Here is a 12,938-nt window from a genome sequence, read left to right on the forward strand (position 1 = left end):
CCCCACCGGAAACGGCCCGTCTTCCCCCTTACTCAGCCGGCCGCGCGCGTCACCACGGCGTTGCCGGAGCCCGTTCGCGCCCGGATCTTCAGCTTCACGCCGCCCTCCGGGGCGCTGTCGGACACGTCCAGCTCGCTCGACACCCGGCCGCCGCTGGAGGTCAGGTCGACCTCGGCCGCCGTGCCGGTGCGGATGCCGATCCGGACCTCGCCCGAACCCGTGATCAGGTCGAGCGTGCCCGAGCCCGCGTCGGCCACCGACAGGTCGCCGCTGCCCGTGCGGGCCATCACCTCGCCCGAGACCGCGCCCAGCCAGACGTCGCCCGTGCCCGTGGCCAGCGTCGCCGACCCGGCCAGCGAGGACGCCTCGACACTGCCGCTGCCGCTGCGCAGCTGGAGCCCGCCCAGCGTCGGGCCGAGCTTGATCGCTCCGCTGCCCGTGCGGATCGTCGCCGAGCCGTCGGCGCGGTCGAGCTTCACCTCGCCGGAGCCGGTCAGCAGGTCGACGCGGCCGGCCGAGCCCGTCACCGTGACGTCCGCCGCGCCCGCCCGGACCTCGACGTGCGAGCCCGCCGGCGCGTGCACCTTCACCGCGAGCGCCACGTTCCGCAGCTGCCACGCCTTGGGCGCCTGCACGACCAGGCGGTTGCCGAGCTTCTCGATCCGGCTCTGCCGCACCGCCTCGGCGGGGGAGGCGCCCGGGTCGACCCCCAGCTGGTCGCCGAACCGCTCGCCGACCCACGACAGCAGGCTGTTCACGCCCGCCACCCACGGCTGCTGCTCACCCTGGTCGTGCCGCAGCTCGACCCGCGCGCCGGAGTCCCCGTCGAGGACCACCTCGACGCGGCCGATCGTCACGCCCAGGTCCAGCTCCAGCGGCACGTCGGTCTCGAACTCGTCGACCCGCGCCAGCTCGTCGTTCGACGAAGGCGGCGGCGTTTCCCCGGCCGGCGGTGTGGTCTGGTCTTCGTCACTCATCGTCGTTCCCCTCAGCCTTCGACCCAGCCGTGCAGGCGCGAGCCGGACTGGCCGCCGCCCTTCCCGTGGTGCTTCGGGCCCGCGCCGAGCGAGCCGTGCCCCAGCGCCCCCTGCACCGCCTGGGAGACGAACGTGTTCAGCGAGACGCCCTGCGCCTGCGCCGCGCGTTCGGCCTGCCCCTTGATCTGCTCGACCAGGCGCAGGGTGATGCGCGAGATGTCACCGCCGTCCATCAGCGGTGGCATGGTGGTGTCACGTGGTGTCGCCCGGGGTGGCGGCTCCTCTTCGGCGGCTCCGGTGACGACCACGCGGACGTCCCGGCCGTCGAGCCGCACGTCCACCACCTGGCCCGGCAGCGCGGCCGTGACCTCGGCGGCCAGGTCGGCCAGTGCGTTCATCAGGGTCAGGCGGACGGCGGGTTCGAGAGCGGAGGACAGCAGCGCGGCCGCCCGCCGGGTCTGCTCGTCCCCGGCGGCAGCCGTGTTCGCGAGGTCCTCGCGAAGGTTGGCGATGTACGGCGTCAGGTCCATGACACCACTATGACGTCACTCGTGGTGTCAGTCAAGGAGCTCGTGTCCCCCGGGAGTGGGCGGCCGCGCGCGGATAGGCTGCGGGCGGGAGTCGTCGTAAGGAGTGCGGACGTGGCCGGAACTGGGGCACCGAGGGTGCAGCTGATCGCGAAGACGGAGTTCTTCCCGCCCGAGGACGTGCCGTGGTCGACCGACGCGGACGGCGGCGAAGCGCTCGCCGAGTTCGCCGGCCGGGCCTGCTACCAGTCGTGGGACAAGCCGAACCCGGTCACCGCGACCAACGCCGGCTACCTCGAGCACATCATCGACGTCGGCCACCTCGCGGTGCTGGAGCACGGTTCGGTGACCTTCTACCTCACCGGGATCTCGCGTTCGCTGACCCACGAGCTGATCCGGCACCGCCACTTCTCCTACTCCCAGCTTTCCCGCCGGTACGTGCCGGAGGGCGACGCGGCCGTCGTCGAACCGGCGGTGATCGCCCACGACCCGGCGCTGCACGCCAAGTTCGTCGCCGCGACCCGGGCGAGCGCCGAGGCCTACGCCGAGCTGCTCGCCGGGCTCGAAGAGAAGTTCGCCGACGCCCCGGCCGCGAGCCTGCGCCGCAAGCAGGCCCGCCAGGCGGCGCGCTCGGTGCTGCCGAACGCGACCGAGACGCGCATCGTCGTCACCGGGAACTACCGCGCCTGGCGCCACTTCGTCGCGATGCGCGCCACCGAGCACGCCGACGTCGAGCTCCGCGACCTGGCCGTCGCGTGCCTGCGGGAGCTGCAGAAGGCCGCGCCGAACGTGTTCGCCGACTTCACCATCTCGACGTTGCCGGACGGCACCGAGATCGCCACGAGCCCGAAGGTCCTGGAAGGCTGATGAAACGACTCGCGATCGACGTCCGGCCCGGCGAATACGCGGTGGTCCGGCTGCCCGCCGACGCCCCCGTCCCCGCGGAGCTGCTAGCTCCCGGTGAACCCGCGTTCGTCTCGGTGACGCGCACACCCGAAGAGCTTTCGGTGATCTGCCCGGCCGGGCGTGAGCCGGCCGGCAGCACGGCGGCCGAGGACGGCTGGCGGCTGCTCTCGGTCCGCGGGCCGCTGGAGTTCACGCTCACCGGCATCATCGCCGCGCTCGCGTCCGAGCTGGCCGGAGCGGGGGTGGCGCTGTTCTCGATGTCCACTTTCGACACCGACCACATCCTGGTCCGGGCCACCGACCTCGACGAAGCGGTGAAGGCCCTGCGCGAGTCGGGCCACGAGGTCTCCCACCCCTGATCCCGCTTCGCGGACCGGTTCACGGGTACCCCCGGCACGGGGGTGAGAGCCGTCACCCTTGAAATCGAAAGTTCGGCACGCCTAAACTTCGATTTGGGTTCCCCGACATCCGGTTGAGAGGCAGGCGCCATGGCTGTGACCGAGGCCGCGCGGCCGAAGCTGACGTCGCGCCTGCGCACCGGGTCGGCCCTGCTGGGCCCGGCGTTCGTCGCCGCGATCGCCTACGTCGACCCGGGCAACGTCGCCTCGAACATCAGCGCCGGCGCCCGCTACGGCTACCTGCTGGTCTGGGTCATCGTCGCGGCGAACCTGATGGCCGTCCTCGTGCAGTACCTGTCCGCGAAGCTCGGCCTGGTCAGCGGCATGTCGCTGCCGGAGGCCCTGCGCGCCCGGCTGTCCCGGCCCGCGCGGCTGGCGTACTGGCTGCAGGCCGAGGTCGTCGCCATCGCCACCGACCTGGCCGAGGTCGTCGGCGGCGCGATCGCGCTGAACCTGCTGTTCGACCTGCCGCTCGTGGTCGGCGGCCTGATCACCGGCGCGGTCTCGCTGACGCTGCTGGCGGTCCAGGACCGCGGCGGCCAGCGGACGTTCGAACGGGTCGTCACCGGCCTGCTGCTGGTCATCGCCATCGGGTTCCTGGCCAGCCTGTTCGTCGAGCCGCCGTCCGCGGCCGAGACGCTCGGCGGGCTGGTGCCGCGGTTCGACGGCTCCGGCAGCGTCCTCATCGCCGCGGCGATGCTCGGCGCGACCGTCATGCCGCACGCCGTCTACCTGCACTCGGGCCTGGTCCGCGACCGGCACGGGCTCCCGGACGTCACCACGCGCCGCCGGCTGCTGCGCGCCACCCGCGCCGACGTCGGCCTGGCGATGCTGCTGGCCGGCGCGGTGAACCTCGGCATGCTGCTGCTCGCCGCGACGAACCTCCAGGGCCAGGAGGGCGTCGACAGCATCGAGGGCGCGCACGGCGCTGTCGCGCAGGCGCTCGGCCCGGGCATCGCGCTGATGTTCGCGATCGGCCTGCTCGCCTCCGGCCTGGCCTCGACGTCGGTGGGCGCGTACGCGGGCGCGATGATCATGCAGGGCCTGCTGCACAAGCGGATCCCGCTGGTCCTGCGCCGGCTCGTCACGCTCACCCCGGCGATCGTGGTGCTGGCGCTGGGCGCCGACCCGTCCGCGGCGCTGGTCGTCTCGCAGGTCGTGCTGTCGTTCGGGATCCCGTTCGCGCTCGTGCCGCTGATCCGGCTGACCGCCGACCGCGACCTGATGGGCGCGGACGCCAACCACCGCTTGACGACGGTCGCGGCGTGTCTCATCGCGGCCGTCATCATCACCCTCAACCTGGTTCTGGTCTACTTGACGTTCACCGGCTGACCAAGAGCAGGGAGGCCGCAGCCATGGCCTGGATCTTCGCGCTGAACGCCGAATGCGGAGGGCGGGAGACCCACGCCCGGGACCTCGCACGCCACTTCGACGGCTGGCCGGCGCGTGTCTTCTCCGACGGCTCCGGCTGGTGGTGCGGTGTCGCCCCCGAAGGCGTGAGCCAGTCCGGCCCGCAGTCCGGCGAGGAGGCCACGGCGATGACGGCGGCCGGGCGGCGGCTCTACTGGCAGCTCCGCACCGCCCCGCCGGTCTACCGCTACGCCCTCGCCGGCGTCGAGACCGACCGGTTCCGCAGCTACGACGAGCTGATGGCCGAGGGCGCGAACCTGACGCGGTTCCCCGGTCTGGTCGTCAGCGAGGACATCTGGGCCGCGACCGGCCGGCGCGCCGAGTTCAGCGACTTCGCCCCCGGCTACCGGTGGCTCCCGTACCGCGGGGAGACCTTCAAGCGGACCTGATTTCGTGGAACCTTCGGCGGCGCGCGACGGTCCGACTAGCATCTGCGCGACCGCCGCTTGAAGGAGCACCGTGACCGACGAACAGACCCGGCCGTACCCGCCGCAGGCGCCCGTCACGCCTGGTCAGCGGGTTGTCGCCGGCCGTTACGCCCTGCTCGGTGAGCTCGGCCGGGGCGGCATGGGTGTCGTCTGGCGGGCCCAGGACCAGGTCATCGGCCGCCAGGTGGCGGTCAAGGAGCTGCGGCTGCCCGACGCCGAGTCCGCCGCGGTGTTCTCCGAGCGCGCGCTGCGCGAGGTGCGCACCGGCGGGCGGCTCAACGACCCCGCCGTCGTCACGGTCTACGACGTCGTCACCGACGGCGGCACGACGTTCATCGTGATGGAGCTCGTCGAGGCACCGTCGCTGGCGGACCTCGTGCGCCAGCGCGGCCCGATGCCGGCCGCGCAGGCCGCGCTGATGGGGGAGCGGGTGCTGGCCGCGCTGCAGGCGGCCCACGCGGCCGGGATCGTGCACCGCGACGTCAAGCCGGCGAACATCCTGGTCGGGCCGGACGGCCGCGTGAAGCTCACCGACTTCGGCATCGCCCACGCCGTCGACGACCCGCGCCTGACCACCAGCGGCATGATCGTCGGCTCGCCCGCGTTCATGGCGCCGGAGCGCGTCGAAGGCCGCGAAGCGCTGCCCGCGTCCGACCTGTGGTCGCTCGGCGCGACGCTGTTCTTCGCCGTCGAGGGCTCGATCCCGTTCGAGCGCGCGACCACCGCCGCGACGCTGCACGCGATCATGACCGAGATCCCGTACCTCACCCGCGGCCAGGGCCCGATCGCCGCGGCGATCCTCGGCCTGCTCGTCGCCAACCCCGACGCGCGCCTCACCGCCGCCCAGGCGCAGAACCTGCTGACCACGGCGCAGGGCGTGCGGCCGACCCCGCCGGGCGGCACCGCGATGGTCCAGCCGGTGACGCGGATGGCGCCGCAGCCGCCGAAGCGGAACCTCCGCGTGCTGTGGCTCTCGCTCGCCGCGGTGGCGGTCGTCGCGGCCCTGGCCGGCGGCTTCTTCGCGGGCAAGGCGTTCGAGACCCCGGCCGTCGACGAGCAGAAGCTGCCGACGGTGACGTTCGGCCTCGGCGGCCAGATGCGCGTCGACGCCAGCTCCAGCTACCCCTGCTACAACGCGGCGGTCCAGGACGGCGGGGTCATCAGCGGGGACAACGACGGGGACTGCAAGGACAGCCACACCCTCGAGATCTACGACGCCGGCGACGTCATCGGCACCACGAACTGGAACGACACCGACGCGGCGGTCGCGGCGTACCCGGGGCAGGCCGCCGCCACCGCGGCGGCCGAGGCGCGCTGCGCGACCTCGTTCCGCTCGTCGCTCGTCCCGGAGGCCAAGCGCGACGGCCTCAAGTACCGGGCGCTCGTGCCGACCCAGCAGGAGTGGCAGAGCGTCCCCACCGAAAGCGGCGAATACCCCACGCGCGAGTTCTACTGCGTGCTCGCCAAGGCCGACGGCGGCCCGATCTCCGCGCCGATCGTGACCAAGGTCAAGTAGAAGTTCCGCGACGAGCGGCCGACTCGCGGAAATCCTCCGCACTTGGCCGGGGGTGACCAGGTCGGCGCGGTTTTCGCCGGGCGGACGGGGTACCGTCTGGGCATGTCCACCCCACCTACCGCAGCGCCCGGACGGCCGTTCGGGCGTGTGCTCACCGCGATGGCGACCCCCTTCGACGCCGAGGGCGCACTGGACCTCAAGCGGGCGCAGGAGCTCGCCGAGCACCTCGTGGAGCTGGGCAACGACGGTCTCGTCCTCAACGGCACCACCGGCGAGAGCCCGACGACGAGCGACACGGAGAAGCAGGAGCTGATCCGCGCGGTGGTCGAGGCCGTCGGCGACCGGGCGACGATCGTGGCCGGCGCGGGCACCAACAACACCGCGCACAGCATCGAGCAGGCCCGGCAGGCCGAAGCCGCGGGCGCGCACGGCCTGCTGGTCGTCACCCCGTATTACTCGCGGCCCAGCCAGGCCGGGCTGTACGCGCACTTCACCACGGTCGCCGACACGACCGAGCTGCCGGTGATGCTCTACGACATCCCGCCGCGCTCGGTCGTCCCGATCGAGGTCGACACGCTGCTGCGGCTGGCCGAGCACCCGCGGATCGTCGCGGTCAAGGACGCCAAGGGCGACCTGATCGCCGGCTCCGAGGTCATCGCCAACACCCACCTCGCGTACTACTCCGGTGACGACGGGCTGAACCTGCCCTGGATCTCCGTCGGCGGCACCGGCGTGGTGAGTGTGATCGGTCACGTCGTCGCGGGCCGGATCCGCGCGATGATCGACGCCTACGAGAACGGCGACACCTCCACCGCGCGCACCAACCACCGCGGCATGCTTCCGGTGCTGCGCGCGATGTCGCGGGTCGGCGGGGTCGCGTTCAGCAAGGCGGCGCTGCGGCTGCGCGGCTTCGACATCGGCGCCCCGCGGCTCCCGATCGTGGCGCCGACCGCCGACCTGACCGCCCTGATCGCCGCCGATCTGGCCCAGGGCGGCGTGCCGCTGGGCGACACGGCGGCCCAGGACTGGCATGGTGAGCGGGTGGCACAAGCAGATTCGAGGGCCGCCTACGTGGCGCCGACCTCGCACACCAGCGTTGGGACCCTGCCTCGGTGAGCTCACTTCCCCCCGGTCCAGGCCCCACCAACGCCCCGCCCGCACTGCCCGCCGGAGCCCTGCGCGTAGTCGCGCTGGGCGGCATCGGCGAAGTCGGGCGCAACATGACCGTCTTCGAGTTCGGCGGCCGGCTGCTCATCGTCGACTGCGGGGTGCTCTTCCCCGAGGACGACCAGCCCGGCGTCGACCTGATCCTGCCGGACTTCCGCGCGATCGAAGACCGCCTCGACGACATCGAGGGCCTCGTGCTCACCCACGGGCACGAGGACCACATCGGCGCCGTCCCGTTCCTCCTGCGCCTGCGGCCGGACCTGCCGATCTACGGCTCGCGGTTCACCAACGCGCTGCTCGCGGCGAAGGCCAAGGAGCACCGGCAGCGGCCGAAGCTGATCGAGGTCCGCGAGGGCGAGCGCCGCGACGTCGGCGTGTTCAACCTCGAGTTCTTCGCGGTGAACCACTCGATCCCGGACGCGCTGGCCGTCGCCATCCGCACCCCGGCGGGCGTCGTCCTGCACACCGGCGACATCAAGCTCGACCAGCTCCCGCTGGACGGGCGCCTCACCGACCTGGCCGGGTTCTCCCGGCTCGGCGACGAGGGTGTCGACCTGTTCTGCGTCGACTCGACCAACGCCGAGGTCCCCGGGTTCGTCATGCCCGAGCGCGACATCGGCCCGGTGCTCGACGACGTCATCCGCCGCGTCGACCAGCGCGTGATCGTGGCCTGTTTCGCCAGCCACGTGCACCGCGTCCAGCAGGTCCTCGACGCCGCGGTCCGGCACGGCCGCCGGATCGCGTTCGTCGGCCGGTCGATGGTCCGCAACATGGGCATCGCGGCCGAGCTGGGCCTGCTCAACGTCCCGGACGGCCTGCTGGTCGACCTCGACCAGGCGAGCACCCTGCCGGAGAGCAAGGTCCTGTTCGTCTCGACGGGTTCCCAGGGTGAGCCGCTCTCGGCGCTTTCGCGCATGGCGCGTGGTGAGCACCGGCAGATTTCGATCCGCGCGGGTGACACCGTCGTGCTGGCCAGCTCGATGATCCCGGGCAACGAGACCGCGGTGTTCGGCGTGGTGAACGGCCTGACCCGGCTCGGTGCGAACGTCGTGCACCAGGGCAACGCGAAGGTGCACGTGTCCGGGCACGCGTCGGCGGGGGAGCTGCTCTACCTGTACAACGCGGTGCGCCCGAGCAACGTGATGCCGGTCCACGGCGAGTGGAAGCACCTGAAGGCCAACGCCGAGCTGGCGATCCGCACCGGCGTCGCGGCGGACAACGTGGTGATCGCCGAAGACGGCGTGGTGGTCGACCTGGTCGACGGCAAGGCCTCCCGCACCGGCCGCGTCGAGGTCGGGCACGTCTACGTCGACGGCCTCTCGGTCGGCGACGTCGGCGAGTCGACCCTGTCCGACCGGCTGGTCCTCGGTGAGGGCGGGTTCATCTCGATCAGCGTCGCGATCGAATCGGCCACCGGCCGCCCGGTCAGCGCCCCGACGGTGTCCGGCCGCGGCTTCTCCGACGACCCGAAGGCGCTCGCCGCCGTCGTGCCGCTGGTGGAGATGGAGCTGGCGCGCACGGAGGCCGAAGGCATCACCGACACCCACCGGATCGCGCAGGCGGTCCGCCGGGTGGTCGGCCGCTGGGTGGCCGACACCTACCGCCGCCGCCCGATGATCGTCCCGACGGTCATCCCGGTCTGAGTTCGGTCCGCGGAACGCCCTTCGCCTCCCCCTGGAGCGCGGAGGGCGTTCCGCGTTTCACCCGGCCAGCTTGCTCACCAGCAGCGCGAAGGCGACGGTGACGCTCTGGCGCACCAGTGCCCGGCGAGCCCGGCGCCGGTCGGCTCGTGTCGGCTTCATGCGGACCAGTGTTTCGGGCCCGCCGGGCGCGGACATCCCGCTCCGGGAGGGGCCGGATCCCTCCGCAGGATGAGGATTTCCCCTAAGGGGTACGGCTGTTAGGCCGTCCGGAGCACGTGGTGGCAGTCGGCCGCGGGCTAACCTGGGTCCCACCTCGCCTCGCGTAGAGAGGCCGCGCCGATGGGACGTCACTCGCCGGACGGAAGACGACGCCGGCTGCTGGTTCCCGTCGTGGCCACGGCGCTGGTGCTCGTCCTCGGGGCCGGCGCCTGGGTCACCGTTTCGGTCGTGACCGCGAAGCCGCCGTGTCAGCAGCCCGTACAGGTGCTGGTCACCGCGTCCGCCGACATCGCGCCTGCGCTTTCGCTCGTCGCGCGGGGTCTCGACCTGTCGTGCGCCTCGGTCGCGGTGGAGACCCGGGAGGCGACGCCGGCCGCCGAGCGGCTCGCCCTCTCCGACGGCAGCCCGCGGGCGCAGGTCTGGGTGCCGGACTCCACCCTCGCCCTGCGCCGCGCGCGTCAGCTCGGCGCCGCCGACGTGCCCGAGTCCGGGGCGTCGGTGGCCAGCTCGCCCGTCGTGCTCGCCGTCGCCGAAGACGTGGCCAAGGGCCTCGGCTGGCCCGAGCGCACGCCGAGCTGGACCGACGTCCTGGGTGCACCGGGGGCCGTCCCGGGGATCCCGGACCCGGCCCGCGACGCGGTCGGCGCGTCGGCGCTGCTCGGCCTGCGGGAGACCGTCCGGACGGCGGCCGAGCCCGCGGCCGCCTACGTCGCCCTGCTGCGGCGGTTTTCGGCGAACACACTCGGCGGCGAGACCGACCTGATCGCCCGGCTGCCGGGCTCGGGCGACCCGAGCGGCACGGCCGCGGTGACGACCTTCCCCGTGTCGGAGAACTCCTTGCTGCGCCACAACATCGAGGACACGGCGTCGCCCCTCGTCGCCGTCTACTCGACCGCCGTGCCGACGCTGGACTACCCGTTCGCCGAGCTGGGCGGGATCACCCCGGCGCAGCGACCGGTCGTCGAGGCGCTGCGGGACGCGCTGCTCGGCGACGCGGGCGCCGACGCCATCACGAAGACCGGCCTGCGCGCCGCGGGTGGGCAGGCGCTGCGCGACCACGCCGACGACCCGCGGGTGGCCCCGGCCGGCATCCGCACCGCGAACCTGCCGCCCGCCGCGAGCGTCGACGAGCTGCTCGGCCAGTGGGCCGGGGTCAACCTGAGCGCGCGGGTGCAGGTGCTGCTGGACGTCTCGGGGTCGATGAACGCGCAGGTGCCGGGCACCGGGCTGAACCGGATGCAGCTGACGACGCAGGCCACCGCGAAGGCCCTGCACCTGTTCCGGCCGACGACCCGGCTGCGCATGCTGGCGTTCTCGACCCGGCTCGACGGCGACAAGGACTACCGCGAGATCCTGCCGATGGCCGCGGTGTCCCAGCACCTGGCCGGCGGCGCGCTCGAGAAGCTGAGCCAGCTCAAAGCCACGCCGGACGGCGGAACCGGGCTCTACGACAGCATTCTCGACACGTACCGCACGGCGCGGCGGGAGTGGGAGCCCGGCCGGCTGAACCTGGTCATCGTGATGACCGACGGCCGCAACGAGGACCCGCACGGCATCTCCCGCGCGGACCTGCTGGCCGAGCTGGCGAAGCTGCAGGACCCGCGCCGCCCGATCCCGCTGATCGGCGTGGGTGTCGGCCCGGACGCGGACCAGCCCGAGCTGGACCAGCTGACCGCGGCGACCGGTGGGCAGGCCTTCGTCGCCCCGGACCCGGCGAAGATCACGGGTGTGTTCTTCGCGGCCCTGAGCCGGATCGCCGGTGGTTAGAGGTGCGGAATGACCTTCGCGAATTCTTGGTGGTCGGCCTCGATCACCGAGAAATAGCTGAAGCCGAACTTCCGGTGGTTGTACCGGACCTGCTCGGCGATTTCTTCGACGGTGCCGATGAGCAGGCTCGGCGCGTGGGAGATCTGCCGTGTCTCCATCCCGAGCAGGTTCGCGAACTCGGCGGCGGCCGTTTCGCGGTCGTCGGTGACGATCACCTTGGCGATCTGGAGGTTGAACTCGACGTCGCCGGCGCGAGAGCCCAGCGCTTCCTGGGCCACGGCGACGTGCCGCGCCACCTCGTCGTGCTCGGCGATCCGGAGGGTGACCCCGTCGGCGGCTTTCTCGATCCCGGTGAAGCCGATGATGTCCGCCACCGAAGCGGTGTAGCGCAGCATGCGGGGACCCCGGGCGCCGATCAGCAACGGCGGCGGGGGTGCGCCGGCCTCGGTCACGGCCGCGTGGATCGCGTCGACGATCGCCTCGAGGTGGGTGATGCGCTCGCCCGGGCTCTTCCACTGCAGGCCCGCGGACTCGACCTCCGTCCGGTCGTACCCGGTGCCGAGCCCCAGTTCGAGCCGGCCCCCCAGCAAGGTGGCCGTCGTCGCGACGTCCCGCGCGAGGATCAGCGGGTTGTAGAAGGCGGTGTTGAGGACGAGCGTGCCGGCGCGGGCCTTTTCCGTCGCGGCGGCGGCGAGGACCAGACCCGGGAAGGGCGACGGCGTCGCCGGGTGGTCCCGCGCGACGCGAGGGTCGGGCGCCACCAGGTGGTCGGGCATGGAGATCACGCTGTAGCCGGCGGCCTCGGCCGCGCGGCACTTCTCCGCCCACTTCGCGCCCGGCGCGGGGTAGGTCATGTTCACACCGAAGCGAAGCGGCCGCTGCGTCGGGTCGGTCATCACGCGCTCCTCAGTGTTGTGCGCCGGCGCAACGGGAACCCGGCCGCGTGGTACACCGCGTCGATCAGCTCGGCGGTGGCCACGGTGTCGTCGAGCCCGTACGGGAACTCCGCTCCCGAGCGCAGGTGCGCCCGGAGCGCTTCGAGCTGGAAGTAGTAGCTCGCGTCGGTGCCGAGCCGCTCGGTGCGTTCGCCGTCCGGTCCGGTGACGACGATCCGGTCGTCGAACTGGGGGAGGACCGGGTCGCAGACGAGCGCCTCGCCACGCTCACCGACCACCCGGGCGCTGCTCGACCAGACGACGTCGGCGTCCATGTCGCAGTGCAGGTAGCCGGTCGCGCCGTCGGGGAACAGCAGGTCGGCGGTGATCGAGCTGTCCACGCCGGGCGAGCGCTCGGTGCCCGAAGCCGTGACGACCTTCGGTTCCCCGCCCGCGAAGGCGCCCAGCTGCCGCTGGAGGTGCAGCGCGTAACAGCCGAGGTCCATCAGCACCCCGCCGGCGAGGTCCCACGACCACCGCAGGTCGCCGTCGGGCGGCGGGAGCATGCGCACCGACGTCTCGACGCGGGTGATCCGGCCGAGCTCACCGGAGCCGACGATCTCGAACAGCCGTCGCAGCACCGGGTGGTGCATGTTGTGGACCGCTTCCACCACAACGACTCCGGCGTCGCGGGCGACCGCGGCGACCTCCGCGGCCTCGGCCGCGTTGGCCGCGAACGGCTTCTCGACGAGGACGTGCTTGCCGGCGGCGATGGCCGCGCGGGTCCACGCGCCGTGCATGCCGTTGGGGAGCGGGACGTAGACCACCTCGACCTCGGGGTCGGCGAGGACCGCCGCGTAGTCGTCGTGGACCTTTTCCACCTTGTGGGCCGTGGCGAACGCCTGGGCCCGGCCGCGGTCCCGCGCGGCGACGGCCACCAGCCGGTCGCCGCTCGCCGCCGCGGCCTGGCCCATCGCGTAGGTGGCGATCGTGGCCGCGCCGAGGATCCCGAACCGCAGCGGATCGCCGCCGGGAGCTTTTGCGTCACTCACGAGCTACTCCTTCGGTCGGCGGGTCGCGTCGACGGTAGGGCGGCCGGATCCGC

Annotated in this window: 12 protein-coding genes; 8 read left to right on the plus strand and 4 right to left on the minus strand. The window is 72.8% G+C overall.

Annotated features, from left to right (window positions below):
- Positions 1-32 precede the first annotated feature (32 nt).
- A complete protein-coding gene (locus ACZ61C_RS22865; protein WP_465309819.1) occupies positions 33-977 on the minus strand; it encodes a DUF4097 family beta strand repeat-containing protein in 945 nt (314 codons plus the stop codon).
- 11 nt (positions 978-988) lie between these two features.
- Positions 989-1,507, minus strand: coding sequence for a toxin-antitoxin system HicB family antitoxin (locus ACZ61C_RS22870; protein ID WP_465309820.1), 519 nt, complete (start codon positions 1,505-1,507; stop codon positions 989-991).
- A gap of 111 nt (positions 1,508-1,618) precedes the next feature.
- Here ACZ61C_RS22870 and thyX point away from each other — a divergent pair, with 111 nt between their 5' ends.
- From thyX to ACZ61C_RS22910, 8 genes are all read left to right on the plus strand, one after another.
- The gene (gene thyX / locus ACZ61C_RS22875) at positions 1,619-2,371 is read left to right on the plus strand and encodes an FAD-dependent thymidylate synthase (protein WP_465309821.1); all 753 of its coding nucleotides are present in this window, start codon (positions 1,619-1,621) and stop codon (positions 2,369-2,371) included.
- A complete protein-coding gene (locus ACZ61C_RS22880; RefSeq protein ID WP_465309822.1) occupies positions 2,371-2,769 on the plus strand; it encodes an ACT domain-containing protein in 399 nt (132 codons plus the stop codon). The genes thyX and ACZ61C_RS22880 overlap by 1 nt, the downstream gene beginning before the upstream one ends.
- A 129-nt stretch (positions 2,770-2,898) precedes the next feature.
- Complete coding sequence (locus ACZ61C_RS22885; protein WP_465309823.1) at positions 2,899-4,140, plus strand: Nramp family divalent metal transporter; 1,242 nt, start codon at positions 2,899-2,901, stop codon at positions 4,138-4,140.
- A gap of 23 nt (positions 4,141-4,163) precedes the next feature.
- On the plus strand, positions 4,164-4,607 hold the full coding sequence (locus tag ACZ61C_RS22890) for a hypothetical protein (RefSeq protein ID WP_465309824.1): 444 nt from the start codon (positions 4,164-4,166) through the stop codon (positions 4,605-4,607).
- 70 nt (positions 4,608-4,677) lie between these two features.
- The gene (locus ACZ61C_RS22895; protein WP_465309825.1) at positions 4,678-6,162 is read left to right on the plus strand and encodes a serine/threonine-protein kinase; all 1,485 of its coding nucleotides are present in this window, start codon (positions 4,678-4,680) and stop codon (positions 6,160-6,162) included.
- Positions 6,163-6,264: 102 nt separating this feature from the next.
- On the plus strand, positions 6,265-7,278 hold the full coding sequence (gene dapA / locus ACZ61C_RS22900; protein ID WP_465309826.1) for a 4-hydroxy-tetrahydrodipicolinate synthase: 1,014 nt from the start codon (positions 6,265-6,267) through the stop codon (positions 7,276-7,278).
- On the plus strand, positions 7,275-8,972 hold the full coding sequence (locus ACZ61C_RS22905) for a ribonuclease J (protein ID WP_465309827.1): 1,698 nt from the start codon (positions 7,275-7,277) through the stop codon (positions 8,970-8,972). Before dapA ends, ACZ61C_RS22905 begins: the two co-directional genes overlap by 4 nt.
- Positions 8,973-9,311: 339 nt before the next feature.
- Entirely contained in the window at positions 9,312-10,958 is a 1,647-nt protein-coding gene (locus tag ACZ61C_RS22910; protein WP_465309828.1) for a VWA domain-containing protein, read from the plus strand.
- On the opposite strand, the gene ACZ61C_RS22915 is transcribed toward ACZ61C_RS22910, so the two are convergent.
- Both ACZ61C_RS22915 and ACZ61C_RS22920 read right to left on the minus strand, forming a co-directional pair.
- Positions 10,955-11,854 carry a TIGR03621 family F420-dependent LLM class oxidoreductase gene (locus ACZ61C_RS22915; RefSeq protein WP_465309829.1) on the minus strand — a complete coding sequence of 300 codons (900 nt, stop codon included), beginning with the start codon at positions 11,852-11,854 and terminating at the stop codon, positions 10,955-10,957. The two genes, ACZ61C_RS22910 and ACZ61C_RS22915, sit on opposite strands and share 4 nt — an antisense overlap.
- On the minus strand, positions 11,854-12,885 hold the full coding sequence (locus ACZ61C_RS22920) for a Gfo/Idh/MocA family protein (RefSeq protein WP_465309830.1): 1,032 nt from the start codon (positions 12,883-12,885) through the stop codon (positions 11,854-11,856). The genes ACZ61C_RS22915 and ACZ61C_RS22920 overlap by 1 nt, the downstream gene beginning before the upstream one ends.
- Positions 12,886-12,938: the final 53 nt, after the last annotated feature.

Source organism: Amycolatopsis sp. NPDC104587, assembly GCF_055583645.1.

Excerpts from the sequence above, each read along its gene's own strand:
- ACZ61C_RS22890 (WP_465309824.1), top strand. The coding sequence starts at position 4,164 with ATGGCCTGGATCTTCGCGCTGAACGCCGAATGCGGAGGGCGGGAGACC.
- dapA (WP_465309826.1), top strand. The coding sequence starts at position 6,265 with ATGTCCACCCCACCTACCGCAGCGCCCGGACGGCCGTTCGGGCGTGTG.
- ACZ61C_RS22870 (WP_465309820.1), bottom strand. The coding sequence starts at position 1,507 with ATGGACCTGACGCCGTACATCGCCAACCTTCGCGAGGACCTCGCGAAC.
- ACZ61C_RS22865 (WP_465309819.1), bottom strand. The coding sequence starts at position 977 with ATGAGTGACGAAGACCAGACCACACCGCCGGCCGGGGAAACGCCGCCG.
- ACZ61C_RS22915 (WP_465309829.1), bottom strand. The coding sequence starts at position 11,854 with ATGACCGACCCGACGCAGCGGCCGCTTCGCTTCGGTGTGAACATGACC.
- ACZ61C_RS22885 (WP_465309823.1), top strand. The coding sequence starts at position 2,899 with ATGGCTGTGACCGAGGCCGCGCGGCCGAAGCTGACGTCGCGCCTGCGC.
- ACZ61C_RS22880 (WP_465309822.1), top strand. The coding sequence starts at position 2,371 with ATGAAACGACTCGCGATCGACGTCCGGCCCGGCGAATACGCGGTGGTC.
- ACZ61C_RS22910 (WP_465309828.1), top strand. The coding sequence starts at position 9,312 with ATGGGACGTCACTCGCCGGACGGAAGACGACGCCGGCTGCTGGTTCCC.